Below are 23,954 nucleotides of genomic sequence, written 5' to 3'. Positions count from 1 at the left end.
TGACGAAGGCTCCTCAGAGCGTGCCGCTGACGGTGGAGGCGGGCGCTCTCGTTGCCCGCCGAGGCTGGGGAGGACCGAGGTGCGGTGCTGTCGCGGAGGCGGTCGCGGTGCGGTGCTGTCGCTGTGCCGTGCGGTCGTGGCAGAGGTGCGCTAGCAATCGTCGCGGTCGCTGTGACTGTGGCAGTGCCGTCGACCGTCGCTATGGCGGTACGGTCAGCGGTCGCAGTGTCGCCGTGGAGCACGCTGGTTTCGCCGTCACAGAGACGTTTCGGGTCGGTGTCACGCGCTCGTCACGGTCGTCACTGATCGAACCCGGATCTGTCGAGAGAACGGGAGAGTCGGCGGCCCCCGATCAGGCGTTCTGTCCGTTCGCTTCCACGTCTTCGAGTGCGCCGAGCCGGAGTTCGACACTCCGGCGGAGCATCGACCGGCCGGTGTCGGTGAGGAAGTAGGCGTTCGTCCGTCCGTCGACCGGTTCCACGTCGATCATGTCGCGCCGAGAGAGGTCGTCGAGGTTCCGACTCAACCGACCACGGGTGATCGACTCCGAGTAGTACGGGTCGAGAATGTCGATCATCCCGCGGGTCGTCGGCGTCTCGTCGTCCTGTTCCAAGAGTCCGATAGCGGTCAGCAGGTCGCGCTGGAACGCCGACACGTCGCCGAGTCGGAACTCCGGCGTGTTACTCACGGCGCTCACCTCCACCCGCCGTCTGTCGGCCACGTCGAGGTGCGACGCCGTCTGCAGACCGGGGTGTCGTCTGTCGTGTGACGTGGTCGTGGTGCTGTTCCGCTTCGCAGTAGTGAGTCGAGTAGGCGTACATGAGTCCCTGGGAGAGTTCGGTTCACCGAGTGGCTCGACGGAACGAAATCGACCGTGAACACTCGGCGACGCAGTGCCCTGTGGTGGTCTTGCCAGTAGCTTAAAATTACTGGGGGAAAAAGCATCTTCTCAACACGTTTCTGAGGAAATACCACGCAGATTGCCTCTATGTCAAAAAGTGTGCCGTCGATTTCAGGGACTGTGAAATCAGAAACACACTTGGTGACACACACGAGAGTCGGTGTATGGACGGCAACGCCGACACGACGTTCAGGTCGCCGCTCGGACGGGCACTCTCGACCCCGGCGCGCGTGCGGATCGCCGGTGCCCTCGTGGAGTCGCGGGGAGAGGAACTCCTGCCGACCGAGATCGCGGGGCAGGCGGGCGTCTCCGAGCGGACGTTTCACAACCACCGCGAGGCACTCGTGGAGTTGGGCGTGATGCGGAAGCACCACCCCGAGAGTGGCTACCCGCGGTACACGCTCGCAGACTCGCCCGTCGCCGACCTCCTCGTGGCACTGAACGCCGAACTCGACGCGCAGTTCGTCGCGGGCACCGACGGTGTCCAGACGGCAGTACAGAACTTCACCGAGTAGCTACCACGACTTGCAGTCGGCACAGACGAGGTCCCCCTCGTCGCGCCACCGGCGCTCGACCGTCGCCTCGCAGGACGCGCAGGTCGCTCCCGACGGCGACCACGCGTACGTCGACTCCGCCGGGTCGACCCCAGCCTCGCGCTCCGGGGCGTCGCCCTCGGGACTGTCTGCTGTCGCGTCGGTCGAGTCCGGTTCCGAGCCCTCGTCGCACTCGGCGTCGACACCGGCGTCCGTCTCCGCAGACGCCGCACGCTCCGTGTCGTCGGTGGCGAACTCGTCTAACGACCGGTCTCCGCCCATATCTCCGTACACCGCCCGACGACTCTTAGCCGTGGCGGAGCCGACCCGCGAGACGCAACTCTCGGCCGACTCGCGCCACCCGAAGCAGACACACCCAAGTCGGTCGACGCCGTGCAGGGAGACATGGCGACACTGCTCGACTTCATCGTCGCGTTGTTGACAAGCATCGGCGACCTCGTCGTGATCTTCCTCCGGGACGTGGCGCTCCGGGGCGACCCACTCGCGCTCCTCGTCTTCCTCGTCGGCGCGGGCCTGACAACGGCCGCCGTCGTCGGGTTCGGCCTCCTCGTCGTCGGCGCACTCGCCGACGGCGTCGGTATCACTCCCCCGTCGCCCGGTCGTACGCCGTCGCGGCGAGATCGATAGCCGCGTCCAGATCGGGACCCAGCGGGGATCCGACGACGAGACTGTCCGCGTGATCCAGCACCGCCGCCATCCTGTCGGCCACGGTCTCGGGTGGTCCGGCGATACAGAACGCCTCGACCATCGCCGGCGTCACGAGTTCGAAGGCGTCGCCGAACTGGCCGGCACTGATCTTCTCGCCGATCTCGTCTGCGCGGTCGTGGTCGATGCCGTGGCGGTCCAACACCGGCGGGGCGGCCCCCGCCGTGATGAACGCGGTCGGCGGTCGCGCGGCCTCCCGTGCCGCCTCGGCGTCCGCACTCACGCTGACGCTGGCGTACGCCGCCAGATCGAAGTCGCCGCGCTCGTCGGGGCGGTCTTCCGTCCCCTCCTCGACGCGGTCGCGTGCCCACGACAGGTCGGCCGGGTGTGAGCCGTTGAACAGCAGGCCGTCGGCGTGTTTGCCGGCCATCCGGCACATGTGCGGCCCCTCGCCGCCGACGTAGACGGGAATCTCGCCCGGCACGTCGAAGTTCAGGCCGGCGTCGTGCGCCTCGAAGGTGCCCTCGTGGTCGACGCGTTCGCCGGCCCACAGTCGTTGTGCGACTTTGAACGCCTCCAGGACCGATCGCAGCCCCCGGTCGTCCGCGAGGCCGAGGTTCCGGAGCGTCGAGGGGTCGCCCGGTCCGATGCCGAAGACGGCCCGCCCGTCGGACTGCTCGGCGACCGTGGCGGTCTTCGCGGCGAGGGTGACGGGGTGGCGTTCGTAGGGGTTGGCGACGCCCGGTCCGAGGCGGATGTCGTCGGTCGCGTGTGCGAGGCGTGCGAGCGCCGCGAAGGGGTCGCGGTTGTTGTAGTGGCAACTGGTGAACAGCGTGTCGTAGCCGGCCGCCTCGGCACGCTGGCCGAGGTCGACGACGCGGTCGATGGGATGTTCCGGCGTGAGTTCGATGCCGAGCATTCGTTGTCGGACGGTAGGACCGGAGCCTGCTAAATGGGGGTACTGTCGGCGGGCGTCGCCGGTATCGGTGGTCGGCTTCGGGCCCGTGGTCGGTCCCGCGACCGTGGTCGTGGATCTGCGGTCAGCCGTCGAAGTCCCACTCCCGGAGTGCCTGCCGGACGAAGTCGCCCTCTATCTCCCGGAAGTGGTTGTCGCTGCCGGCGTGGTCGCCGAAGTCGAACTCCCGGATCACGACTACCGGGGTCCCGCCGGCACCCTCGCCGGCCACGAGGTTCGCGGCCGCCGCGAGTTCGTCGATCACGTTCTCGACGGTGACGCCCAGTTCCCGGCCGTCGCGGTCGGTCTCCCCGCGCCAGTCACGACTCGCCGGGATACCCGCCCACCCGATCGCGACCCCGCGCTGGCCGTGCCGGAACGGTCGCCCGCAGGTGTCGGTGACGAGCACGGCCGGTGTGTCGGTGGCGGTCGCTGCCGGCGTGTCGACCCCCGTCGGTGCGTCTGCACCCGACAGGCCGGCCCGGATGCGTTCGGCGCTCTCGCCCGGACGTTCGGGGAGCAGGAGCAGGTCGCCACCGGGGACGTTCGAGCGGTCGATGCCGGCGTTGACCCCGACGTGGCCGAAGCGCGTCTCGGTCAGGAGGAACGGAGCCTCCATCAGCAGGTCGACAGACTCCTCCAGGACGGCCTGCGCGAAGCGGGGGTCTTTCTCGTCGCCGGTGAGGTCGGCGAGTCGGTCGGCGATCTCTCTGGCGCGTGGCCCGGCCGGGAAGTCGGCGAGGTCGGCGGTGCGTCCCTCGGCCTTCGAGACGACCGTGCTGGCGACACAGACTACGTCGTCCGGGCGGAGGTCGACGCGCTCGCTGATCAGTGCCGCGAGGTCGTCCCCCGGACCGATCTCCGGCAGATCGGGGACGGCGAACAGGTGCATACGGGCTGTGGGTGGGCGGGGGTCAAAAACGGGTCGTTGCGAGGCGAGGGTAGCCGACGTTCCCGGAGCCCTTCGCAGTGCGGTCGTCGGGGCTGTTCGCAGTGCGGTCGCCGGGGCTGTTCGCTGCGCGGTTGCGGGTGCGGGTCGTACGCTCGCAGGCTCCGGCACGATCGCAGGTTTCGAACACACGACGGGAGGGTCTCGACGCCTCGCCACCCCGGCTCGCGCCCGACCGTCGCGTTTATCCGAACCGACAGAAAACCACAGGTCATGCGCGCGCTCGACGCCAAGTACCCCTTCTTCGACGCGGCCCGCGAGACCGTCGAGCAGGAGGGAGCCGATCTGCCGACGCTGATCGCCGAGGACGCCCCGGCGGTCGAGCGCGGACTGGAACGCGTCGAACGCGCCCTGCTGGCCGGCACCGTCGAGTCCGAGGACACCACGCGGTTCGACCGGAACGAACTCCTCTCGTACCCCATCGCCCGCATCCTCGTCTCGCTGGTCGACGCGCCGGCCGCCGTGCAGAAGTACGCCGCCGCCGAGGCCGCGACCGCCCGCGCCCGCTTCGAGGCTGACTTCGCGCAGGACGACGACCTCCGGACCGGCGGCGCGTCGGTCGATCTGGACACCGTCCTCCGGGAGTTCGACCTCGCGGACGCCGTCATCGCCGAGTCGCCCGCCGACCGGCCCGCCCGGAGCGAGGACCGCTACCGGGTCGCAGTCGGGGCGTACCTCCGTCTCTCGACGGCCGATTGGGGCGACGGCTGGCGACTGGTGAACCGCGAACTGGCAGACGGCCGGGTGCGCGTCACCCGTGCGGAACTCTCCCGCCTGCTTGAGGTCGCGGTCGAACGCCGGGTCGCCGAGGGCCTCCCCTTCGAGGGCATCGCCGAGAACGAGGCGCTGGTCGAGGCACTGGACGAGAAGATCACCGACCTCCGCGAACTGCTGGCCGACCGGTCCGGCACCCGGCAACTGGACACCGTCGTCCCCGAACTGTTCCCGCCGTGCATGGACGGACTCCTGCGCCGGGTCCAGCGCGGAGCCGACCTCGACGCGGAGGCGACCTTCTCGCTGACCGCCTTCCTCACCGGCATCGGGATGGACACCGACGAGATCGTGGCGCTGTACCGCGACTCGTCGGTCGACGCGGAGACGATCCGTTACCAGATCGAGTATCTCCAGAACACGCCGGTCACACAGTACCCGCCGCCCTCCTGTGCGACGATGGAGGCGTACGATCTCTGCGTGAAGGAGGACGACGAGCGCGGTCTCTGTGAGTCCGTCTCGCATCCGATGTCGTACTACGGCGACGCGTTGGCGTCGGTCGAGGCCTCGGAGATCGACGACTGGCGGAACCGTGGCGCAGACCCCGAGGAAGCAGAGTCCGAAGCCTGAACCGTCGGCTGTCGGTCGTGAGCGTCGAGTAGCAGGTCGCCGCCGAGACCGTCGTCAGTCCGAGAGAAACACACCGACGGCGGCCATGACGAAGATGAACAGTACGATCGCGCCGACGAGCGCCAGCCCGCCGGTCGAGCCGAGTCCGGAGTTGGCGAAGACGACGCCGATGCCGAGGATCAGTGCGACGAAGAAGCCGACGGCGACGACTGACACGGCGATCTGGCGGCGCGCTTCCTCGTCTAAGTCCATGACTGGCGCTTCCGCCGGGCGTATGAAAAGCACTTCGAAGTGATCGTCGCCGGTCGCGCCGGCCGAGACGCCGAATTCGGCGGTCTCGTCCCCTCGGACGAAGTCTTAGGTAGCTCGGCGACCTACGTCCACCGAGGAGCCCCCGCTCCCGATTCCCGTGTCACAGAACGACCAGACGGCGAGGCGACCGCGCGGCAAGACGAAACTGCCAGCCGACGGCTTCTCCGGCCGGTCCCGCCGGGCACGCACCGAACCGATGGCCGTCAGACCGCTGCGCGACGGCCGGTACGTCGTCGAGACCGACAGCGGGACCTACGTCGTCGACCTCCAGAACCGGACCTGCACGTGCCCGGACTACGCCATCCGCGGTGCCCGCTGTAAGCATCTCCGCCGGGTCGCGATCGAGGTGACCGAGGGACTCGTCGCCCCGCCGGGGACGACCGAGGCGGTCTGTGCGGTCTGCGGGGAGCGAACCTTCGTCCCGCACGCGGAGGCGAACGCGGCCCTCTGTCGCCGGCACCGCCTCGATCCGGGTGATCTGGTCCGCGACCGTGAGACCGAGAAACTCCTGCTGGTCGTCGGCAGACCCGGCCAGCGAGCGGACGAGGCGGTCGTCGAGTCGGCCGGCAAGACGATCGCCGAGTTCGCGTCGAACGCCGACTACGGCGACCACGAACCGGTCGTGGAGGCGGTGTATCTCGACTCCCTCCGGGCGGACACTGCACCCGACGAGTTGGACCGCTACCGGTTCCCGGCATCGCGGTTGCGACGACTCGCCCGGAATCGTGGTGCCCCGCAGTACGACCGGTTCGGCGAGTTGGTGGAGTGAGTCGGTCGCGTCGGCAGGCGCCGACCGCGAGTTGACGACCGCGACCCTCAGGACTCGTGGACGTGGCCGCACTCGGGACACTGCACTTCCTCGCCCCGGAGTTCCGCACTGGACTGTCTGACCTCCCGCATCACACTGGAGATGCGTTCTTCGGCCTCCAACTCGTCGCCGACAGAGAGGTCTACCCCTTCGACTTCCAGCAAGAACTTGGCGACCTCGCTGACCTCGTACATGGTCTCGTCCAGTTCCTCGGCGGTGAAGAAGCCCGACATCGCGCCGTAGAGGAACGTCGCGCCGGCCTTCGTCACCTTCTCTTCGAAGGAGTGGCGCGCCTGATTCACGGCCTGCGGCGTGTAGGTGTCGGTCATGAACGGGATCAAGCGCGGCAGGTTCTCGCCGATCTTCGTCATCTCGACGCCGGTCTCGGTCCGGAAGTCGGCACACAGCCGAGCGATAGCCCACTCGCGGGCGGTGATGTAGGTCCGGTCGCGCAGGAACTCGTTGACCCGGTCGTACTGCGCGCCGTCCATCTTCTGGAAGCGGGCGTACTTCTGCACGTCCGCCGGCACGTCGGCGGCCGCGTCCTCGGCAGAGACGGCCTCGTCTGCGAGGTCGCTGGACTCCTGTGGCGCCATGTCCTCGGCGTCGACGTACTGGTCGTCGCCGGACTCGGTCCCCGATTCGTGTTCGGCGGACTGGTCGCTCGCGTCGTCGCCTGCCGGCGACTCGCTCGCTCCCGAGGTGTGGGGGGTGTCGTCGTCGGTCGGCGTCCGGGTCGCCGCCTCGTCGGTGGCGGTCTCGGTCGCCTCCTCGTCGCCCGACTCGGGCGTCGTCGCGGGATCGTCTGCCATGCCCGGTCGTTGCCTGCGGGGAGGGAAAAAGCGTTCCGTCGCGGGGGGCCGCACACAACGGTTTTGAGCCATGCCTACGACCGACCGCGTATGAAGGTCTTACTGGGCGTCGGCGGCACCGAGGACTCGATCCGAGCACTGGAGCAGACGGTCGACCGCGTCCGCGAGGCGGGCGACGAGTTGACCGTCGCGGTGCTCGACAACCCCGAGTCCGACCCCGCGCCCGAGGACGTAGCACAGGAGGTCCGCGAGACGCTCGACGCGGCGGCGATCGACGCCGAGGTGCGGCGCGTCGAGGGCGACCCCGGCAGTCGACTGGTCGAGATCGCCGAACACGAGGGGTTCGAGCAGATCGTCATCGGCGGCGGCCAGACCAGCCCGATGGGGAAGATCAAGATCGGCCAGGTCGCGGAGTTCGTCCTGCTGAACTCCCACGTGACCGTCACGCTCGTCAGGTGACCATGACGGACCGCAACTTCGCCGACGAGCCGGTCGAGTCGTTCGACGCGCCGCCCCTGACGTTCACCGACCGGGAGGACCGCGAGATCGAACTCCGGCCCTACGACCCGGACCGGGAGATCGGCGGGCGCTCGGAGTACGAGGCGCTCGTGGCGATGTACGACGCCTTCGACCCCTCCGACCGCGCGCAGGGCATCCCGCCGGCCCGCGAGGACCGCGTCCGCGACTGGCTGGACAACATCCTCACCGACGACTGCCTGAACGTGATCGCGTGGGACGGGCCGGACGCGGCGGGCCACGCGACGCTGGTGCCCGACGGCGAGGCGTACGAACTCGCCATCTTCGTCCTCCAGGCGTACCAGCGCTCCGGCATCGGCACCCGACTGATGACCGGCCTGCTCGGCTACGGCCAGCAGGAGGGCATCGAGAAGGTGTGGCTCACGGTCGAACGCTGGAACCGGGCCGCCGTGGGCCTCTACAAGAAGATCGGCTTCGAGACCAGCGACGCGGAGAGCTTCGAGTTGGAGATGACGTTGCGGCTGTCGTAGGGTCGCCGCAGTCGGCCCGCCTCGTCGTCGAACCCGACTACACCGACAGCGTCGGCTGACTCGCGTACAGCAGGACGTACTCGGCGGCCTTCTCTAACACCTCGCCCGGGTCGCCCGAGACCGGTTCGCGCGGGACGACGACGAAGTCGGCCGCCAGTTCCTCGGCGGTGTCGAGGATGACGCTACCCGGGTGGCGAGTCTTCACGCGCGTCGAGAAGCCGTAGGCGATGGACGACGAGAGGTGGACCCCCGACGATTCGGCGATCTCGACGGCGGTGTCGACGAACGCTCCGGTGTCGTCGGCGACCGACGTCTCGTCGACCGCGCCGGTCTCGATCGCTCGCGTGACCTCCTCGCCGAGCACGTACACGGTGTGGACGTCGGCGTCGTACTCGGCCGCGATGGCGACCGCGTACTCGATCGCGGTCACGGACTCCTCGCTCCCGTCGACCGGCGCGAGGACGAGATCGATGTCGAGTGGCTCGGTCATACGGCCACGTGCGACCCCATCCGGCAAAAACGCTCCCCCTCCGGTCGGGGTGACGTGCGGTGATCGCCGGCGACCCCGCCGGCACCACGCGGGATTTAAGCCCCGGCCCGACGACGTGGCGCGTATGTTCGACGAGATCGTCATCGCCACCGACGGCTCCGACAGCGTCCGGCGCTGTATCACGGTGGCACTCGACCTCGCCTCGCGGTTCGACGCCTCGGTCCACGCGCTGTACGTCGTCGACGCCGGCGAGGTGGAGTCGTCACCCGAGAGCGTCCGCGAGGAGATGCGCGAGGCACTCCACGAACGCGGCGAGGAGGCACTGGCGACCGTGACCGACGCCACCGACCAGTCGGTGACGACCGCAGTGCGGGAGGGTCGCCCGGCGGCAGTCATCTCGGAGTACGCCCGCGAACACGACGCCGACATGGTCGCCACCGGCACGCGCGGGCGACACGGCGAGAACCGGTTTCTCATCGGGAGCGTCGCGGAGCGTGTCGTCCGAACGTGTCCGGTGCCGGTGCTGACGGTGCGGCAGTTGGCCGAGGAAGAGGTGTGACGAGTCGCGTCCGGGACTCGGTTACTCGACCGTGTAGGTGATCGACACCGACGCCGACACCGTCACCGGACCGGGCGCGAAACTGGTCGCGCCACCGGCGCGATCTGCGGCGGTCTCGGCGTAGAACGGGCCGGGCGAGTAGCTGTTCCCGACCGAGATGGACTCGACGCCGGTGATCTGCAGGTCCGCCGCACCAGCCACCGCGTCGGCGTCGGCGCGGGCACGGTCGACGGCCTGCGCGAGCGCCTCACTGCGGAGTTCGTCGCGGGTCTCGTCGGTCAGGGTGAACTGGACGCCGTTGACCTCGGTCGCCCCGTTGCCGACCGCGAGGTCGACGACCTCACCGGCGCGGGCGGGGTCGGTCTCGATCCGGAGCGCGTGGGTCGCGCGGTAGCTGTCGGGGATGCGGTCCTCGTCGTCGTACTCCGGCCGGACCGAGAAGTACGCCGTCGTCACCGCGTCCTCGGGGATACCGGCGTCCGCGAGTGCCTGCCTGACGCTCGCCACGCCGTCGGCGACCTGACCGCGTGCGTCGTCGGCGCTGTCGGCGCGGGCGGTCACGGCGACCGAGACGACCGCGAGGTCGGCCTCGGCGCTGATCTGGCCGGTGCCCGAGGCCGAGAGCGTCGGCCCGGTGTCCCCGTCGGTCGAGGACGCGTTCGTCTGGAGCGGTGCGGTACAGCCCGCGAGCAGGAGGAGTCCTGCGAGGGCCACTGCGAGGAGTGCTCGTCGCATACCAAGATATTCGACGGCTCACGGCTTGAAGCCGCGCTAAGCACAAAATTCCGTTTTACATATCGGCTGGCTGGCGGATCGTTCTCAGGCAGCCACTGCCCGTCTCGCGGTCGGTGTCAGCGTCTCCGGTGTCCCGAGTTCCGCCGCATCCGGCGGGCGTTCGACCGCGACGTACCGCACTTCGACCGTCACGGTCGATGGATCGACGACGCCGAACCGGTCCGCCGGGAGGTCGTGAATCGCACCCGCGAGATCACCACGGAGCGAGGGCGGATCGGTCTCGGCGGGGTAGCCGACCGTGACGACCACGCCGGCCGGCCGGCGGACCAGTTCGCCGCCGTACTCCACGTCCATCGAGACGAGCGTCAGTTCGTCGGGGTAGTCGGCCAACTCGCCTTCGACGGTCGTGCGGGCGTCCTCCTCGAAGGCGGCGGTCTGGACGGCGGTGTAGCTGACTCCGCCGAGGAACAGCGAGAGCACGGCGACGGCGACGACGAGCGTCCCGATCCGGCGGAGCGTCGCGGTCCGGGCCTCGTCCTCGCGGAACCAGTTCTCGGGGCGGTAGCCCTGCAGGTAGAGCACGACCAGCGCCGAGAGGTTCACCGACAGGAAGTTGATCAACACGAGGATGCCGGAGCCGACGACCGTCGCCGGTTCGCCCCACGCGATGCCGATGCCGACGACGGCGGTCGGCGGCACCAGCGCGGCGGCGATCATCACCCCGACGAGCGCGGAGGAGACGCCGGAGGAGAGGCTGAACGCCCCGGCGACACCGGCGGCGAGTGCCACCGCCAGCGAGAGTACGCCGGGGTCGAGTCGCTCCTCCACCTCGCCGATGGCCAGCACTTCACCGGGACCGAGGGGGACGACACCGGTCGTCCGGAGCAGGAGCGCGAACAGGCCGGCGGCGACGACGGCCAGCAGGCCGCCCACTGCCTGGAGTTTGATCCCACGGACGAACAGGTCGCGCTCGGCCAGCACGGAGCCGACGCTGGTCGCCATCGCCGGGCCGATCAGCGGCGCGATGACCATCGAGCCGACGACCACGGCCGCCGAGTCCAGCAGGAGACCGGCGGTGGCGACCACGGCGCTGACGGTCGTCATCACGAGGTAGACCCAGCGGTTCGGCGCGAGGTCGGCGGCGCGGGCGACGAGTTCCTCGCGGGCGATGCGGTCCCCGTTGTCGTTCTCGTCGTCGTACTTCTCCTGTAACTGCTCGAACCGGCGTGAGACGACGGTCTCGGGCGTCAGGACGATGGTGAAGGCGTTCTCGCCGAGGCCCGCGTCCCGGAGGTCGTCGAGGACGGGTTCGACCGCGACCTTCGGCACCGGGAAGGTGACGACGGCGGTGTACTCTCGGCCGCTGGTCTCCTCGGTGACGACGTAGTCTATCTCCTCGTCGTCCAGCACCGAGAGGACGGCCTGGCGCTTGCCGGCGGGCACTGTCACCTCTACGAGTCGCACGATTTCGCGTCGCAGGCGACCGGGAAATAGGTCGGGGGTCGGACCGGGATGGCTGGGTGGAGTCGGTCGTGGACTGTTCGGGTGAATCGGTCGTGGACGACGAGAGGTGAACGCGCCCGGAAGACAGAATCACCGTCGAGTGAGTCGCGGACAACGAGGGGTGAAAGCCCCCGGCGTCTCGACCATCCGCGTCTGGCGAGGACAGAGGTGCGGTCTGCGGTGCTGTGTCCTGCTGGTGCTGTCGCGGTCGTGGCAGAGGTCCGCTCGCACTCGTGGCCGCCACGTCCCGCATCCTACCAGTTGATCGAACAGAACTACTGACAGAAGTGTTATGCACTCGTGGTTACCACCTCGTAGCCAGATGCGTTCGGTCTCGCGCCGGGGGGTCCTCGGTCGAATCGCAAGCGCAACCGGTGTCACGGTCGGTCTGGCGGGCACCGCCAGCGCCGGAAGCGAGGTGCGGCCAACGACCCTCTCTCCTGCCGACACCGCGACCGCGACGGTCCCGCGGGCGATCCGACTCACACCTTCCGATCGCCTGCCCGGCGACGCCCGACTCCCACTCGGAGTGGTGCGGTACGTCCTCCGAGACGCGCTGACGCACGACCCGAAACTGTTCGTCGGTGCGCCGACCTACGTCCCGTGGGTGATCCGACGACGGTCACTCTCGGATGTGGCCTCGTGGTGGGACTCGGCCCGCCCGCGCGACGTGTTGTGTGACGTGCTTCTACTCGCCGGTCGAGCCGGGGGCTACGGACTCTACGGCGACGGGACCGCCGTCGCCGGCTACGCCTCGGGGACGCAGGGTGCGTGGTTGATCCTCCACGAGATCGGCCACGCCTTCGGGCTTCGCCACCACCACGCCGACGAGGAGGCGTGGACGATCATGCGCGACTGGCGCGAGTTGCCGAGCGACGCGACGCCCGAGTTCCGGTTCAGCGAGACGAGCAGACGGCTGTTGAACGAGTCGGTGTGAGTCGGCGGGTGCACCCCGAGCGGCGTGCGACCCCGCCCCGTGCGTCGAATCCACGTGCCGGTAGTAAAGGAAAGCGCTTTTATCTACCCACGCGGTAGTCCCGGTGCGGAAACAGACACACGCGAGCGTGGGTAGCCAAGCCAGGCCAACGGCGCAGCGTTGAGGGCGCTGTCCTGTAGAGGTCCGCCGGTTCAAATCCGGTCCCACGCATCGCACGCGAGATCCACACGGGTCTCGAGGTGGTCGGACGACCACCGACACCGAGGCGGCATCGCCGCCGAGGGTGACGATGCAGGTGACGTCCCTACACGGACATCACCCACGCACATCCTTCCGACGCTACACCGACCAGCCGACGCTGTCGCTCGCCCCTCCCTGCGACCACCGGCCGACAGCCCCGCGACCACGACCACGACGGACTTCCTGCGAGTGCAACGACGCGATTTAACAACCTCCGGCCACGTATAGCGTGGCATGCCGAAGTACTCGACCGGGTCCGGTGGCGGCGGCGGCGACGGCGACAGCTGTGAACTCTGCGGGAAGGAGACGGGCAAACTCCGCAAGGCGAACGTCGCCGGCGCGAACCTCCTCGTCTGTGCCGACTGCGCCCCCCACGACGACACCGCCCACAAGGACCGGAAGAAACGCGAGTCCCAGCAGGACCGCGACACCGGCGAGGTCAGCCGGAAGAAGCGCGCCGCCCAGCAGGCCGCGAAGCTGTACGACGCCCAGAAGGGCGACGCGAAGCGCTGGGAGGAGGAGGGCACCGACTACGAGAAGGACCGCCTCCCGTACCTCGTGAAGGACTACGGTGACGTCGTGGAGTCGGCCCGCCAAGCGGCCGGTCTGCAACTCGCCGAACTCGCCGCCGAACTCGACGTCGACGAATCCGACCTGCTCGCGATCGAACAGGGCCGTGCGACGCAAGCCGGCGTCGGCGGCAGCGTCATCGGGAAACTCGAAGCCCGCCTCGACGTGGAACTGGCCGACGAGTAGGCGACGGCCCACGGTCGCCCCCGACAGACTCCCCGGCGGCACCTGCCCGGACCCACTCGTTTTTCCACCTGCCGGGCCTCGCGTCTCTCATGAGCGACTCGCTGGCCGCCGACGACCCGGCGGTGCGGAGCTTCGAGGCGACCGTCGAACGATGCGAGGGCGACCGACTCGTCCTCGACCGGACGTACTTCTACGCCGAGTCCGGCGGCCAACCCGCCGACCGTGGCACCATCGACGACGTGCCGGTCGTGGACGTCCAACGGGACCCCGAGGCCGACGCCGTCGTCCACCACCTCGCCGACCCGATCGACTGCGCGGAGGGCGACAGCGTCACCGCCCACGTCGACGACGCCTTCCGGGATTACTGTATGCGTGCCCACACCGCGAGCCACGTCCTCTACGGCGCGGGCCGCCGACTGCTGGACGACCTGGGCTACGGCGGCTTCGACATCGACGAGTCGAAAGTCAGAGTCGACTTCTCGACGACGACAGACATCGACGACGCGACGCTCGTGGAACTCGAACGCCTGACGAACCGCGCGGTGTGGGACGCCCGCGACGTCTCGTGGGAGCGACTCCCGAAACGGGAGGCGATGGACCGCGAGGGCATCGCGTTCAACACGAAGACCGAGGAGGGCGTCCTCTCGGGCAGCGACACGGTCCGGGTCGTCACCGTCGCCGACTGGGACGTGGCGGCTTGCGGCGGCACGCACGTCTCGAACACGCGCGAGATCGGACCCGTCGAGGTGCTGTCCCGCTCCAATCCGGGCGAGGGCCTCACCCGCGTCGAGTTCGCGGTCGGGCCGACCGGCATCGACGGCCGCGCCGAGACGAAGCGGGCCGCACTCGACGCCAGCCGGGATCTCGGCGTCGGTGTCGCCGACCTGCCGGAGCGCGTCGCCGACCTCCGCGACGAGCGCGACCGACTGGAAGCCGAGGTGCGCGACCTCCAGGCCGAGGTGCTCGACGCGCGACTCGCGGACCTCCCGCGCGAGGAACGCGACGGGCTGACGTGGCGCGTCGGCACCGTCGAGGGCTTCGACGCGAACACGGTCGGCGACCGACTCAAGTCGCTCGTCGGCGAGGCCGGCGACGTGCTGGCGGTCGTCGGTGCGGGGGACAGTCGGTTCGTCGTCGTCGCGGCCACCGGCGAGGGAGACGCCGACGCGGGCGAGATCGTGGACCGAGTCACGACCGAGTTCGGCGGCGGCGGTGGCGGCGGGCCGACGTTCGCGCAGGGTGGCGGGCTGTCGGCCGAGGCGGAGGAGGTCGTCGCGTTCCTGCGGGAGTGAGGACTACCCGCCGGTCGTGACCGGCGCAGGGTCGCTCAGCGACTGCGATGCCGGCCACCGACAGCGAGCAGGATCAGTCCGAGCAGTCCGACCACCGCGGCCAGCACACCGAACCCGGGACCGGTCGTCTCGGTCGTCGGGGCCTCGGGCGTCGCACTCGGTGTCGGCGTCGGCTCCGAGCGCACGGTCGCGGTCGGCGTCCCCTCGCCGGTCACGGAGAGCGTCGTCTCGGTCTCGTCGGTCGCCACGACGACCTCGTGCTCACCCGGCGGCACCGCGAACTCGGCGGTCCCGTTGTCGGTCGTGGCGACCTCCTCGCCGTCCAGACTGACGGTCGCGCCCGTCACGGGGTCGTCGTAGGCGTTCCGGACCGTCAGTGTCACCGACTCGCCAGCTTCGACACTGGTCGCCGAGAGACTCGTGTCGAGCGTCGGCGTCCGGGAGAGGGTGACCGTCAGATCGCGGGGTGACTCTCCGACCGAGATGGTGCGCTCGATTGTCTGATACCCCTCCTTCTCGACGATCAGCGAGTCACGGCTGTTCAGCGGGGCGAGCAGACGGACGACCCCGTTGCCGGTCGTCGTGTCGCCGTCGTAGGCGTCGTAGCGCACGTTCGCCTCGGCGACCGGTTCCGGCGACGAGAAGTACGGATCGACCACCCTGACGCGCAGTTCGATGGAGCCGCGCTGGTGCTGGGTGTCGACCGTCGTCCGGCCGTAGACGGCGACGCGTTCTTCGACCGCGAAGTAGCCGGTTCGGGAGACCGTGACGTTGTAGACGCCCTGCGGGATGGTCTCGGAGGTGAACCGGCCGTCGTCGCCGGTTCGCCCTTCCAGTATCGTCTCGTTCGCCTCTTCGTCGGTGAGTGTCACGCGGGCGTTGGCGAGTCGCTCGCCGCCGGCACTGGCGGTCACGACCAGCGTCCCGGTCGTCCGGAACTCGATCCGTGCCGGGTCGCCGGTGTCGGAGACGACGCGCTGCTCGTCGCTGGCGAAGTCGGGGTGGGTGACCGTGAGAAAGACCGTCTCGCCGCGCGGGACGTCGAAGACGACCGTCCCGTTGCTCGTCGTCGTCTTCGAGTCGCGTTCGCCACCCCACGAGGCGTTCACCGTCGCGTCCGCGAGTCGCTCGCCGGTGTCGTCGGTGACGACCACGGTGAACCCACCGGACTGGGCACTGGCGGGCGCTGCGAGCAGTGGGACGGCGACGACCGAGGAGACGAGGAGGGCTGTGACGACGAACACGACTGTGCGGCCGGGAGACCGTGTCATGGGGGTAACTGTCTCCTGCAGTAACTTGAGCGTAGTGGGAAAAGCCATCTTTTTTGATGCGGAACCGAATCACCGAGTATGTCGCTCGCAGACGCGGACTCGGCGCTGACGGACGAACAGCGCGCGATCCGCGACGTGGTACACGAGTTCGCCGTCGAGGAGATCCGCCCCACAGCACGGGAGGCGGACGCCGAGGAGTCGTTCCCCGAGGACGTGTGGGACGGTCTCGCCGAGTTGGACCTCACTGGCCTGACGGTCCCCGAGGAGTACGGCGGCTTCGACGCCGACCGCACCACCTACAGCATCGTCAACGAGCAGGTCGCCTACGGCCAACTCGCGGTCGCCACCGCCCTGTCTGTCCACTGTCTCGCCACCTCCTGTCTCGCCGAGTTCGGCACCGACGCCCAACAGGAACGCTGGCTCCCCGAGATGGTCGACGGTCGCCCGGTCGGGATGTTCGCGCTCTCGGAACCGCAGGCCGGATCGAACCCGGCGGCGATGGAGACGGTCGCCCGCCGCGAGGGCGACGAGTACGTGATCGACGGGAAGAAACAGTGGATCACGAACGGCGAACGCGGCGAGGTCTGCATCCTCTTCGCCAAGACCGACCGCGACGACCCCGGGTCGATCACGCAGTTCCTCGTGCCCAAGTCGACCGAGGGCGTCGAGGTCGGCCGGAAGGAGGAGAAACTCGGCCTGCGGGCCAGCGACACCACCCAACTGTCCTTCGACGGCGCGCGCATCCCCGCCGAGAACCGGCTGACAGAGGAGGGGAAGGGCCTCTCTGCGGCGTTCTCGATTCTCACCGGCGGTCGGATCGGCATCGCCTCGCAGGCGGTCGGACTGGCGCAGGCCGCCTTCGACGAGGCGAGAGAGTACGCGGGCGACCGCGAGCAGTTCGACCAGCCCATCGCGGAGATCCAGAGCATCCGGCACACGTTCGCGGAGATGGGCACCCAGCTACAGGCCGCGCGGCTGATGGTTCGGGAAGCGGCCAGACTGGACGACGCGGGCGAGGACCCCCGCATCGCTGCGGCGATGGCGAAGTACTTCGCGGGCGAGGCGGCGGTCGACATCACCAACGAGGCGGTCCAGGTTCACGGCGGCTACGGCTACATGTCGGAGTTCGACGTGGAGCGCTTCTACCGCGACTCGAAGATCACGACCATCTACGAGGGGACCACGGAGATCCAGAAGAAGATCATCGCGCGTGGGTTGCTGGACTGAGCCAGCGCGAGCGATTTCCTCGGTGTGGTGGCGTGAACACGGTCGTCGGCTCCCGGCGGTCGCCGACTCCACGCGGGCGACGACTGTCGTGCGGCCCGGTCGCGGTCCTGTCGTCGGCGTCGGCTCTCGGCGGTCGCCGACGCCTCGCAGTCGCCGACATCTCGCAGTCGTCGACGTCTCGCAGTTCCTGCCGATCGCGCTCCGCTCGTTCCGCGTGTTCTCCGGGGCAGGTCACCCCTGCTGGAGCGAGTAGAGGATTGCGAGCAGGCCCAGCACCTCGGCGGTCCTGGTGACGAGCGCCACGGGATACGAGAGGTTCGTCAGCGTCGTCGCCCCGGCGAGGACGGCCCCGACGACCGTCAGCAGAAAGGGAACCAGCGTCAGGAGAACGACCCCGACCGCGAGCGACAGCAGTCGGGTGCTCCGGGCCTGCCGGTAGCCCTGATACGCCTGCAGTGAGATCAGGAGTCCCAACCCAGCGCCGGTGATCGTCACCAGCGCGAGCAACAGGAAGGCGGGCTGTCCGGCGAGTGGCGACCCGGAGAGCACGTCTGCCGTGCCGGCGGGGACGCTCGTGGCCGTGGGCAGATTCGTGTAACCAGGCACGCTCGTGCCGGTCGGAACCAACGACTCCGAGAGCGAGGGGAGGGCGGCGTCGAAGCCGACGAGTCGGCGCATACCACCCGGTCGCTCCGGTCGGTGTTAAAAGGGGCCGAGCGGTTTCAGGCTCCGAAAACACCTCGCATTTCCGACTGAAGCGGGCAGTTCGACCGCCACACCGAAGCCCCTCCCCCGCCGACTGTGCGGTGTGACAGCCGACACCTGCGACGTGACGGGCTACGACGCGGTCGTCTACGACCTCGACGGGACGGTCGTCCGCCTCGCGGTGGACTGGGACGCCACGGCCCGCGAGGCGGTGCGCGTCTTCGCCGACCACGGGGTCGAGGCCGACGGCGACCTCTGGGCGATGCTCGATCTGGCCGACGAGCGCGGCCTGCGCGACGAGATCGAGGCGGTCCTCGTCGACCACGAACGCGAGGGCGCACGCACCTCCGAGCGACTCCCACTCGCCGACTGCCTCTCCGGCCACTCGATCCCGGTCGGGATCTGCTCGCTGAACTGTGAAGCCGCGTGCCGGGAGGCACTCGCCGCCCACGATCTGACCGACGCGGTCCGGGCGGTCGTCGGCCGGGACTCGGTGGCGACCCGGAAGCCGAACCCCGAGCCGCTGCTGGCGACCGTCGACCGACTCGGCCTCACCGGCGACGATCCGGTGCTGTTCGTCGGCGACTCCCGGCGCGACGAGGAGACGGCCCGACGCGCCGGCATCGACTTCCGGTACGTCGACGGCGGTCCCTCCGAGTTCTGAGCGAGTCAGTCGCCCGCGAGCACCGACTCCACGACGTCCCAGTCGAGTCCGACCCGAGCACCGGTCTCGCCCGCCGTCAGCGCGCCGCAGGCGTTGGCGACCGCGAGCGCGCGGTCGTCGTCTGCTCCCTGGAGGCGACTGGCGAGGAAGCCGGCCGCGAAGGCGTCGCCCGCGCCGGTCGTGTCCACCGACTCGACCGGGAACCCCTCGTGGACCGCGGGCGACGTCGCCTCGCGTCTGATCTCCGCTCCCTCGGGGCCGTGCTTGACGACCACGGTTCGCCCGTCGGCGACGAGGTCGCCGGCGTACCCGGCCGCGGCCTCGCGGTCGTTCAGGAAGACGAGGTCCGACGCCTCGATGGCGGCGTCGAAGTCCCGGTCCGCGACCCGACGGCCGGGGTCGATGCTGACCGTCACGCCCTCGGCACGCGCCCGGTGGGCGAGTTCGGCGGCCGTCCCGGGATGCTGACTCGTCAGGTGGAGGTGCTCCGCGCCGGCGAGCGTCCGGGCCGGCAGGTCGTCCGCCGAGAACGCTTCGTTCGCGCCGCCCCGCGAGAGCACCATCACCTCGCCGGTCGGATCGACCACGAGATACTTCACGGCGGTCGGTCCCGACTCGGTGACGACGAGTGGCCCGCAGTCCACCCCGGCGGTGACGAGTTCCCGCCGGGCAGAGCGGCCGTGGTCGTCGATGCCGACACTCCCCAGCAGCGTCGCCGGCGTGTCGAGACCGACGAGGCCGACCGCGACGTTGGCCGCGCTCCCACCGCCGGCGGTCCGCCGCTCCTCGATGACCGACTCACCGTCCGGTTCGGGGAGGCGGTCGACCCGGAGCGTCACGTCCCAGTTGACGTGCCCGACGCAGATGACGCGAGCCATGATCCGGAGAGACGACCGCCGGGGTGAAAAAGCCGGGCCTCCGACGACCCGGACGACCATCGGTGCGGCGACAAGAGCTTTGTTCGCGCCGAGTGAACTGCCGGCGACTGTGCCACGAATCGGGCGACGAGAGGCGTGTGCGGTACTCGCCTCGAGTGTGACCGCGACGAGCGGTTGTCTCGGCTCGCTGACGACGACCCGTGTTCGACTCGTCTGGAGTCGTGCGGCCGGCCGAGAAGCCCTCGTCGGCGACGCCCTCGCCGACGCCGGCCTGCCGACCGACGTGGAACTGTCGGTCGGTGCTGGCTTCATGGCCGACACGCGAGACCGTTTCGAGTCGGCCATCGACGACGGCGACAGTACGCCGGAACTGCTCGTCTACGGCGGGAACACGGCCGGCGAGGACCTGCGACTCACCGCCGCAAACTACGAGTTACCCGACCTGCGATCGGTCGCCGGGTCGGATATCGCCGAGGGAGCGTTCCGAATGGGTCGCCGGGCGATGACGGTCGGCGACAGCCTCGTCGGACTCCCGCTGTTCGCGGTCCCTTCGGTCGTCGCGTACCGCCGGGACTGGGTGGCAGAAGAGGGGTATCCGGTCGCCGATTGGGACGACGATCCGCCGACGTGGACGACGTTCGCGCAGGCAGTGCGAGACGTGCGGGACGAACGAGACGTCGAGGGATTCTTGTTCGAGACCGACGGCGGCGACTACCCCACCGGGTTGTTTCACGACCTGCTCGCCGGCTACGGCGGGGGGTACTTCGGCGACCCCTCGCAGTTCCTGTTCGGCCCGGTCGGCGACCGCCCGGTGACGGTCGGCGACGCCGCCGGAGTCGCGGCCGCCCGCCACCTCCGGTCGCTCGTCGAGTCCGGCGAGACGGGCGTCACCGGACTCGGTCCCGACGAGTCGGTCTCTGAGCGGGCGGCGCTCGAACGCGTGGCGACCGGCGAGGCGGTCGCCTGCCGGACGCTCGCGTCACGACTCGGCACGCTCGGCCGACCGGCAGTGGACCGAATCGGCGTGACCCGCGTTCCGCGTGTCAGCGGTATCGAAGGCCCCCTGCCGTGGACCGGCGGCCCGCCGAGTAGCTACTTCGGGCAGTACGCCGTCCTCAACCCGAACGCGACCGGCGGCACGCGCGATGCGGCCGCCGCCGTCCTGCGGGCGATGGCGACCGACACCTTCCAGCGTCGACTGTTCGAGGCGGCTCTCGGAGCGGGCGACCGACACGTCTGGTTCCCGGCGCGCCGGTCGGCGTATCCACGGACGACCGGCGAGGCGGACGACCTCCGGCAGTTCGCACGACCGGTCCGCGACGCGAACGAGTCCGGACTCACGCTCCCCGTCACTCGCGCGTGGACCGAGCAGTATCGCGCCATCGACGACACGCTCTCGGAACTCCTCGCCGGTGACAGCGATCCGGACCCGGCGATGGCGTCGCTGGCAGAGGAGTTGCGTCGGATCGAGGCGTCCGAGTGACAGAGATGTTTGATAGATCGCCAGTAGATTTCAGGCAGTCAGAGCTCCTGTTACGCAAACAAAGTGCACACGACTGCACAGAACCACCGCAAAACCTTCACCGTGACATCATTTCTAGATCGTAATCCGGAAAAATCCCCGCGATATTCTCGTTTCTTTGGTACCTTCTGAGGTACTTTCGTACACTATCACGAGAGTTTAGGCCCATCACCTCGCTAATTTCTTGCAGTGTATATCCCGAGACAGCAAACAGGTATGCCGCGATTCCAGAAGAACCCATTGTGGCTATCTCAATCGGGATTGCCTCCTCATCGTCCTCATACTTGTAACAGCCCTTTTGAGCCATATCTGCTGTTATCCTGATTCGTGATTCCAAGAGCTGACGGTTTTGGATACCTCTGCTGAAGTCCCTAGGGTCTGTAATCCAGACATCTGAGTTCGGGCCGATAATATATAAAGCATAACGCGGTCTGTCCTTCCAAATGACCGAGCCGAAGCAGATAGACGAGCCTCCAATCTCGACTACGTCGTGTACTTTGAGCAACTCTAATTCCGAACCAGGACGCCCAATATACTCAATAAATGCTTGAGACATATTGTCCTATAATGTCTCTAGTCTTTTCCTTCTGTATATACATGTGGGAGTCTGTGCACTATCCACAGGATGTCTGACACAAAGAACGACTCACAGACGGCCGACACTGGCTGGTGCGGAGTCTCGAACCATCCGAAGCTGGAAAGACCACTTGAAGAAACGACAGGGGGCAGAGTATGAATCAGCGGAACCTCAGTCACTACGCCACGATCTCTTGTCCGACTTGCGGAGACGACTTCGACACCAAACAGGCAATGCGAATCCACCACGCACACTCACACGACGAATCACTGGTGCGTCGGGATACGTTCCGATGCCCAACCTGTGACAAACAGTTCCAGACGAAGCAAGGCTTCAGTAGACACCTCTCTGAGCTACACCCTTCGTACTGGAAAAGGGTCCAGTCGGATGGGATGAGACTAATTCCGGATTGGGAACACGAAACTCCTGAATCGCCCCCCGAGAAGGAATAATCACAGGCCCATTTCACACGTTGAGCCTAAACTCGGATTGTTCTCTCTCAGGCGACCGTGAACAACAGCAGGTTGTGCGCCCCCGGTCCGAGACCCACGGCCGCGACGAACCCCACGAGCAGGTAGCCCTCGGTCGGTTCTTCTTCGACGTAGTCCGACAGCAGGACGACCAGAAAGCCCGCCAGCAGGACCTTCACGACGACGAACAGCCAGCCACTGCCGATCACGCTCGCGGTCGGCAACTCGGCGGCGAACTCGATCAGATACCGGGAGAGCGGCGACCGCTCGCCGAAGCCGAGCAGGTCGATGCCGACGGCTGTCGAGACCCCGTCGAGGACGTGGCCGAACACCGCCAGCGCGCCCGCCGCGCCCGTCACCTCGACGACCGGCCGAAGCCGGCGGAGGAGGAGCCAGACGCCGGCACTCAGGACGATGGAGCCGAGAAGCCCGACCGTCGGCCAGAACAGTCGGAGCGAGCCACGGCCGAGTCCGTCGAGGAGTGCCAGTGCGACCGGCACCGCGAGCGCGAGGAGTCCGAGTCCGCCGAGCAGTCGGGCGGTCGTGTCGGTGCCGTCCGCCTGCGCGTCCGCGAGGAGCCAGACTCCACCGGCGAGCACCGCGACCGTGCCGTAGACCGTCGGTGTGCCGGCCAGCGGGTCGACCACCGGGGGGAGCGCGCCGACGACGGAGAGCACGTGGCTCGCACTGCCGACCAGCATCCACGGCGCGAAGCCGGCGATAGTCCGGTCGGTGACGGGCGGGCGGCGCTGGACGACCAGCCAGCCGACGCCCGCGAGACCGCCGAGCACCGCGAGCAGGTAGGGGAACGGCGGGAGCGCGAACCCCTCGGGGAGTACAGCCATACCGTGTGGCGCGGGTGGCCCGGCCGAAAGGGTTTCGGCTCCCGATCGGGGCGACCTGCCGCCGGACGACGCGCTCGCGGGCGTCGTCGGTGGATGTGGCAGATACCCACGGAACTGCGCAGATCGAGGAGAGCAGTGAATCGAAGTGTTCATGTTCGTGCGACCGACTTTCGAGGGACATGAACAGAGCAGAGAAGGCCGCCCTCCAGTTGCAGGCCGTCGCCGTCCTCCGGATGCTGAAGGAGACGCGGACCTACGAGGAACTGGCGGAGGTGACCGGCCTCCCCGCTGGCGATCTGAACCGGTACGTCAACGGGCACGTCCTGCCCGGCGCGGAACGGGCGGGCGAGGTCGTCGAAGGCGTCGGCCGCGAGGCGCTCGCCGACGAGTTGGAAGACCGCATTCGCTTCGACGACGAGGGCTACGTCGACAACTCCGACGTCGTCTTCGACCAGTCCTTTCTCGACTTGGTCGCACCGGTCGCCGCGAACAGCTTCGAGTTCGGTCGCCCGGACGTGGTGTTGACCGCCGCGACCGACGGCATCACCCTCGGCGCGGCGATGGCGTCGTACTTCGACGCCCGCCTCGCCTACGCGAAGAAGTCGAAGGAGACGGCCGTCGAGGAGTTCATCGAGTCCCGCCAGCGACTCGCCTCGGGCATCGAACTCACCTACTACCTCCCGGCCAGTGCACTCTCGGCCGGTCAGCGCGTGCTGGTCGTCGACGACCTGATCCGCTCCGGCGAGACCCAGGAACTCCTGCTCGACATCGCGAAACAGGCCGACGCCGAGGTGACGGGCGTCTTCGCGCTCATCGCGGTCGGCGACGAGGGGATGTCCCGCGCCGAGACGCTCGCGGACGCCCCGGTCGGCGCGCTGACGACGATGGAGTGACGCGCGGTTCGACGTCACCCGTCCCCGGTGTCGAACGAGCAGTGTGCTCACACGAGTCTATGCACGACTCGCCAACTTCTCGCGGGTTCGGCTCGCTCTCATCCGA

At 68.6% G+C, this 23,954-nt stretch carries 29 protein-coding genes and 1 tRNA gene; 16 read left to right on the top strand and 14 right to left on the bottom strand.

Going from position 1 to position 23,954, the window contains the following annotated elements; all coding sequences use genetic code 11:
* Positions 1-352 precede the first annotated feature (352 nt).
* Positions 353-688: a MarR family winged helix-turn-helix transcriptional regulator gene (locus LI337_RS08000; RefSeq protein WP_227229281.1), complete on the bottom strand. Its 336-nt coding sequence runs from the start codon at positions 686-688 to the stop codon at positions 353-355.
* 377 nt (positions 689-1,065) lie between these two features.
* Here LI337_RS08000 and LI337_RS07995 point away from each other — a divergent pair, with 377 nt between their 5' ends.
* Positions 1,066-1,416: an ArsR/SmtB family transcription factor gene (locus tag LI337_RS07995; RefSeq protein ID WP_227229280.1), complete on the top strand. Its 351-nt coding sequence runs from the start codon at positions 1,066-1,068 to the stop codon at positions 1,414-1,416.
* On the opposite strand, the gene LI337_RS07990 is transcribed toward LI337_RS07995, so the two are convergent.
* A complete protein-coding gene (locus LI337_RS07990) occupies positions 1,417-1,716 on the bottom strand; it encodes a DUF7573 domain-containing protein (protein ID WP_227229279.1) in 300 nt (99 codons plus the stop codon). It abuts the gene before it with no gap.
* 123 nt (positions 1,717-1,839) lie between these two features.
* Here LI337_RS07990 and LI337_RS07985 point away from each other — a divergent pair, with 123 nt between their 5' ends.
* The gene (locus LI337_RS07985) at positions 1,840-2,082 is read left to right on the top strand and encodes a DUF8024 family protein (protein WP_227229278.1); all 243 of its coding nucleotides are present in this window, start codon (positions 1,840-1,842) and stop codon (positions 2,080-2,082) included.
* Here the strand turns inward: LI337_RS07985 and LI337_RS07980 are convergent.
* Both LI337_RS07980 and LI337_RS07975 read right to left on the bottom strand, forming a co-directional pair.
* Complete coding sequence (locus LI337_RS07980) at positions 2,036-3,019, bottom strand: 5,10-methylenetetrahydromethanopterin reductase (RefSeq protein WP_227229277.1); 984 nt, start codon at positions 3,017-3,019, stop codon at positions 2,036-2,038. The genes LI337_RS07985 and LI337_RS07980 overlap by 47 nt on opposite strands.
* 121 nt (positions 3,020-3,140) lie before the next feature.
* Positions 3,141-3,947, bottom strand: a complete 807-nt coding sequence (locus LI337_RS07975) for a coenzyme F420-0:L-glutamate ligase (protein ID WP_227229276.1) — start codon at positions 3,945-3,947, stop codon at positions 3,141-3,143.
* Positions 3,948-4,217: 270 nt separating this feature from the next.
* Here LI337_RS07975 and LI337_RS07970 point away from each other — a divergent pair, with 270 nt between their 5' ends.
* On the top strand, positions 4,218-5,345 hold the full coding sequence (locus LI337_RS07970) for a DNA primase large subunit PriL (protein WP_227229275.1): 1,128 nt from the start codon (positions 4,218-4,220) through the stop codon (positions 5,343-5,345).
* Between the two features lie 54 nt (positions 5,346-5,399).
* Here the strand turns inward: LI337_RS07970 and LI337_RS07965 are convergent, their stop codons facing one another.
* Positions 5,400-5,597, bottom strand: a complete 198-nt coding sequence (locus tag LI337_RS07965; protein ID WP_227229274.1) for a DUF7472 family protein — start codon at positions 5,595-5,597, stop codon at positions 5,400-5,402.
* 157 nt (positions 5,598-5,754) lie between these two features.
* Between LI337_RS07965 and LI337_RS07960 the strand changes: the two genes are divergently transcribed.
* Positions 5,755-6,426, top strand: a complete 672-nt coding sequence (locus tag LI337_RS07960) for an SWIM zinc finger family protein (RefSeq protein WP_227229273.1) — start codon at positions 5,755-5,757, stop codon at positions 6,424-6,426.
* Between the two features lie 47 nt (positions 6,427-6,473).
* On the opposite strand, the gene LI337_RS07955 is transcribed toward LI337_RS07960, so the two are convergent.
* Complete coding sequence (locus tag LI337_RS07955; RefSeq protein WP_227229272.1) at positions 6,474-7,277, bottom strand: DUF5806 family protein; 804 nt, start codon at positions 7,275-7,277, stop codon at positions 6,474-6,476.
* A 90-nt stretch (positions 7,278-7,367) separates the two neighbouring features.
* Between LI337_RS07955 and LI337_RS07950 the strand changes: the two genes are divergently transcribed.
* Positions 7,368-7,736: a universal stress protein gene (locus tag LI337_RS07950; RefSeq protein ID WP_227229271.1), complete on the top strand. Its 369-nt coding sequence runs from the start codon at positions 7,368-7,370 to the stop codon at positions 7,734-7,736.
* A gap of 2 nt (positions 7,737-7,738) precedes the next feature.
* Positions 7,739-8,284, top strand: coding sequence for a GNAT family N-acetyltransferase (locus LI337_RS07945; RefSeq protein ID WP_227229270.1), 546 nt, complete (start codon positions 7,739-7,741; stop codon positions 8,282-8,284).
* Positions 8,285-8,321: 37 nt separating this feature from the next.
* Here the strand turns inward: LI337_RS07945 and LI337_RS07940 are convergent, their stop codons facing one another.
* Complete coding sequence (locus LI337_RS07940; protein ID WP_227229269.1) at positions 8,322-8,774, bottom strand: universal stress protein; 453 nt, start codon at positions 8,772-8,774, stop codon at positions 8,322-8,324.
* A gap of 124 nt (positions 8,775-8,898) precedes the next feature.
* On the opposite strand from LI337_RS07940, the gene LI337_RS07935 reads away from it, so the two are divergent.
* On the top strand, positions 8,899-9,333 hold the full coding sequence (locus LI337_RS07935; RefSeq protein ID WP_227229268.1) for a universal stress protein: 435 nt from the start codon (positions 8,899-8,901) through the stop codon (positions 9,331-9,333).
* A gap of 21 nt (positions 9,334-9,354) precedes the next feature.
* Here the strand turns inward: LI337_RS07935 and LI337_RS07930 are convergent, their stop codons facing one another.
* Both LI337_RS07930 and LI337_RS07925 read right to left on the bottom strand, forming a co-directional pair.
* Positions 9,355-10,068 carry an SIMPL domain-containing protein gene (locus tag LI337_RS07930; protein ID WP_227229267.1) on the bottom strand — a complete coding sequence of 238 codons (714 nt, stop codon included), beginning with the start codon at positions 10,066-10,068 and terminating at the stop codon, positions 9,355-9,357.
* A gap of 84 nt (positions 10,069-10,152) precedes the next feature.
* On the bottom strand, positions 10,153-11,532 hold the full coding sequence (locus LI337_RS07925; RefSeq protein WP_227229266.1) for a TIGR00341 family protein: 1,380 nt from the start codon (positions 11,530-11,532) through the stop codon (positions 10,153-10,155).
* A 361-nt stretch (positions 11,533-11,893) separates the two neighbouring features.
* Between LI337_RS07925 and LI337_RS07920 the strand changes: the two genes are divergently transcribed.
* The 4 genes from LI337_RS07920 (at position 11,894) to LI337_RS07905 (ending at position 14,796) form a co-directional block, all read left to right on the top strand.
* Positions 11,894-12,508 (top strand): zinc metalloprotease, encoded by a 615-nt coding sequence (locus LI337_RS07920; protein ID WP_227229265.1) that lies wholly within the window; start codon positions 11,894-11,896, stop codon positions 12,506-12,508.
* A gap of 125 nt (positions 12,509-12,633) precedes the next feature.
* A tRNA-Leu gene (locus LI337_RS07915) sits at positions 12,634-12,718 on the top strand.
* Between the two features lie 264 nt (positions 12,719-12,982).
* The gene (locus tag LI337_RS07910) at positions 12,983-13,504 is read left to right on the top strand and encodes a helix-turn-helix domain-containing protein (protein ID WP_227229264.1); all 522 of its coding nucleotides are present in this window, start codon (positions 12,983-12,985) and stop codon (positions 13,502-13,504) included.
* An 89-nt stretch (positions 13,505-13,593) separates the two neighbouring features.
* Positions 13,594-14,796: an alanyl-tRNA editing protein gene (locus LI337_RS07905; protein ID WP_227229263.1), complete on the top strand. Its 1,203-nt coding sequence runs from the start codon at positions 13,594-13,596 to the stop codon at positions 14,794-14,796.
* Between the two features lie 35 nt (positions 14,797-14,831).
* On the opposite strand, the gene LI337_RS07900 is transcribed toward LI337_RS07905, so the two are convergent.
* Positions 14,832-16,067 carry a carboxypeptidase-like regulatory domain-containing protein gene (locus LI337_RS07900; RefSeq protein WP_227229262.1) on the bottom strand — a complete coding sequence of 412 codons (1,236 nt, stop codon included), beginning with the start codon at positions 16,065-16,067 and terminating at the stop codon, positions 14,832-14,834.
* Positions 16,068-16,145: 78 nt separating this feature from the next.
* Between LI337_RS07900 and LI337_RS07895 the strand changes: the two genes are divergently transcribed.
* The gene (locus LI337_RS07895) at positions 16,146-17,294 is read left to right on the top strand and encodes an acyl-CoA dehydrogenase family protein (protein WP_227229261.1); all 1,149 of its coding nucleotides are present in this window, start codon (positions 16,146-16,148) and stop codon (positions 17,292-17,294) included.
* 231 nt (positions 17,295-17,525) lie between these two features.
* On the opposite strand, the gene LI337_RS07890 is transcribed toward LI337_RS07895, so the two are convergent.
* Positions 17,526-17,972, bottom strand: coding sequence for a hypothetical protein (locus tag LI337_RS07890; protein ID WP_227229260.1), 447 nt, complete (start codon positions 17,970-17,972; stop codon positions 17,526-17,528).
* A 130-nt stretch (positions 17,973-18,102) separates the two neighbouring features.
* Between LI337_RS07890 and LI337_RS07885 the strand changes: the two genes are divergently transcribed.
* Positions 18,103-18,663, top strand: coding sequence for an HAD family hydrolase (locus tag LI337_RS07885; RefSeq protein WP_227229259.1), 561 nt, complete (start codon positions 18,103-18,105; stop codon positions 18,661-18,663).
* A gap of 5 nt (positions 18,664-18,668) precedes the next feature.
* Here LI337_RS07885 and LI337_RS07880 read toward each other — a convergent pair whose 3' ends face one another.
* Complete coding sequence (locus tag LI337_RS07880) at positions 18,669-19,541, bottom strand: ATP-dependent ribose-1-phosphate kinase (protein ID WP_227229258.1); 873 nt, start codon at positions 19,539-19,541, stop codon at positions 18,669-18,671.
* A 109-nt stretch (positions 19,542-19,650) separates the two neighbouring features.
* On the opposite strand from LI337_RS07880, the gene LI337_RS07875 reads away from it, so the two are divergent.
* Complete coding sequence (locus tag LI337_RS07875; RefSeq protein ID WP_227229257.1) at positions 19,651-21,024, top strand: ABC transporter substrate-binding protein; 1,374 nt, start codon at positions 19,651-19,653, stop codon at positions 21,022-21,024.
* Positions 21,025-21,121: 97 nt separating this feature from the next.
* Here the strand turns inward: LI337_RS07875 and LI337_RS07870 are convergent, their stop codons facing one another.
* Entirely contained in the window at positions 21,122-21,619 is a 498-nt protein-coding gene (locus tag LI337_RS07870; protein ID WP_227229256.1) for a hypothetical protein, read from the bottom strand.
* A gap of 176 nt (positions 21,620-21,795) precedes the next feature.
* On the opposite strand from LI337_RS07870, the gene LI337_RS20275 reads away from it, so the two are divergent.
* The gene (locus LI337_RS20275) at positions 21,796-22,092 is read left to right on the top strand and encodes a C2H2-type zinc finger protein (RefSeq protein WP_425600772.1); all 297 of its coding nucleotides are present in this window, start codon (positions 21,796-21,798) and stop codon (positions 22,090-22,092) included.
* Positions 22,093-22,139: 47 nt separating this feature from the next.
* On the opposite strand, the gene LI337_RS07865 is transcribed toward LI337_RS20275, so the two are convergent.
* On the bottom strand, positions 22,140-22,955 hold the full coding sequence (locus LI337_RS07865; RefSeq protein ID WP_227229255.1) for a DUF63 family protein: 816 nt from the start codon (positions 22,953-22,955) through the stop codon (positions 22,140-22,142).
* Between the two features lie 179 nt (positions 22,956-23,134).
* Here LI337_RS07865 and LI337_RS07860 point away from each other — a divergent pair, with 179 nt between their 5' ends.
* The gene (locus LI337_RS07860; RefSeq protein ID WP_227229254.1) at positions 23,135-23,848 is read left to right on the top strand and encodes a phosphoribosyltransferase family protein; all 714 of its coding nucleotides are present in this window, start codon (positions 23,135-23,137) and stop codon (positions 23,846-23,848) included.
* Positions 23,849-23,954: the final 106 nt, after the last annotated feature.

The organism is Salinirubrum litoreum, from assembly GCF_020567425.1.
Taxonomy (GTDB): Archaea; Halobacteriota; Halobacteria; order Halobacteriales; family Haloferacaceae; genus Salinirubrum; species Salinirubrum litoreum.
The sequence above is the reverse complement of the archived record's forward strand: the minus strand, read 5'-3'. Positions and strand labels throughout refer to the sequence as shown.

Bases quoted from the DNA above. Each gene is read 5' to 3' on its own strand.
- LI337_RS07945 (WP_227229270.1), top strand. From the start codon at position 7,739: ATGACGGACCGCAACTTCGCCGACGAGCCGGTCGAGTCGTTCGACGCG.
- LI337_RS07920 (WP_227229265.1), top strand. From the start codon at position 11,894: ATGCGTTCGGTCTCGCGCCGGGGGGTCCTCGGTCGAATCGCAAGCGCA.
- LI337_RS07980 (WP_227229277.1), bottom strand. From the start codon at position 3,019: ATGCTCGGCATCGAACTCACGCCGGAACATCCCATCGACCGCGTCGTC.
- LI337_RS07895 (WP_227229261.1), top strand. From the start codon at position 16,146: ATGTCGCTCGCAGACGCGGACTCGGCGCTGACGGACGAACAGCGCGCG.
- LI337_RS07860 (WP_227229254.1), top strand. From the start codon at position 23,135: ATGAACAGAGCAGAGAAGGCCGCCCTCCAGTTGCAGGCCGTCGCCGTC.
- LI337_RS07975 (WP_227229276.1), bottom strand. From the start codon at position 3,947: ATGCACCTGTTCGCCGTCCCCGATCTGCCGGAGATCGGTCCGGGGGAC.
- LI337_RS07890 (WP_227229260.1), bottom strand. From the start codon at position 17,972: ATGCGCCGACTCGTCGGCTTCGACGCCGCCCTCCCCTCGCTCTCGGAG.
- LI337_RS07900 (WP_227229262.1), bottom strand. From the start codon at position 16,067: ATGACACGGTCTCCCGGCCGCACAGTCGTGTTCGTCGTCACAGCCCTC.
- LI337_RS07935 (WP_227229268.1), top strand. From the start codon at position 8,899: ATGTTCGACGAGATCGTCATCGCCACCGACGGCTCCGACAGCGTCCGG.
- LI337_RS07865 (WP_227229255.1), bottom strand. From the start codon at position 22,955: ATGGCTGTACTCCCCGAGGGGTTCGCGCTCCCGCCGTTCCCCTACCTG.
- LI337_RS07910 (WP_227229264.1), top strand. From the start codon at position 12,983: ATGCCGAAGTACTCGACCGGGTCCGGTGGCGGCGGCGGCGACGGCGAC.
- LI337_RS07940 (WP_227229269.1), bottom strand. From the start codon at position 8,774: ATGACCGAGCCACTCGACATCGATCTCGTCCTCGCGCCGGTCGACGGG.
- LI337_RS07985 (WP_227229278.1), top strand. From the start codon at position 1,840: ATGGCGACACTGCTCGACTTCATCGTCGCGTTGTTGACAAGCATCGGC.
- LI337_RS07930 (WP_227229267.1), bottom strand. From the start codon at position 10,068: ATGCGACGAGCACTCCTCGCAGTGGCCCTCGCAGGACTCCTCCTGCTC.
- LI337_RS07970 (WP_227229275.1), top strand. From the start codon at position 4,218: ATGCGCGCGCTCGACGCCAAGTACCCCTTCTTCGACGCGGCCCGCGAG.
- LI337_RS07880 (WP_227229258.1), bottom strand. From the start codon at position 19,541: ATGGCTCGCGTCATCTGCGTCGGGCACGTCAACTGGGACGTGACGCTC.
- LI337_RS07995 (WP_227229280.1), top strand. From the start codon at position 1,066: ATGGACGGCAACGCCGACACGACGTTCAGGTCGCCGCTCGGACGGGCA.
- LI337_RS07955 (WP_227229272.1), bottom strand. From the start codon at position 7,277: ATGGCAGACGATCCCGCGACGACGCCCGAGTCGGGCGACGAGGAGGCG.
- LI337_RS07870 (WP_227229256.1), bottom strand. From the start codon at position 21,619: ATGTCTCAAGCATTTATTGAGTATATTGGGCGTCCTGGTTCGGAATTA.
- LI337_RS07965 (WP_227229274.1), bottom strand. From the start codon at position 5,597: ATGGACTTAGACGAGGAAGCGCGCCGCCAGATCGCCGTGTCAGTCGTC.
- LI337_RS20275 (WP_425600772.1), top strand. From the start codon at position 21,796: ATGAATCAGCGGAACCTCAGTCACTACGCCACGATCTCTTGTCCGACT.
- LI337_RS07950 (WP_227229271.1), top strand. From the start codon at position 7,368: ATGAAGGTCTTACTGGGCGTCGGCGGCACCGAGGACTCGATCCGAGCA.
- LI337_RS07905 (WP_227229263.1), top strand. From the start codon at position 13,594: ATGAGCGACTCGCTGGCCGCCGACGACCCGGCGGTGCGGAGCTTCGAG.
- LI337_RS07990 (WP_227229279.1), bottom strand. From the start codon at position 1,716: ATGGGCGGAGACCGGTCGTTAGACGAGTTCGCCACCGACGACACGGAG.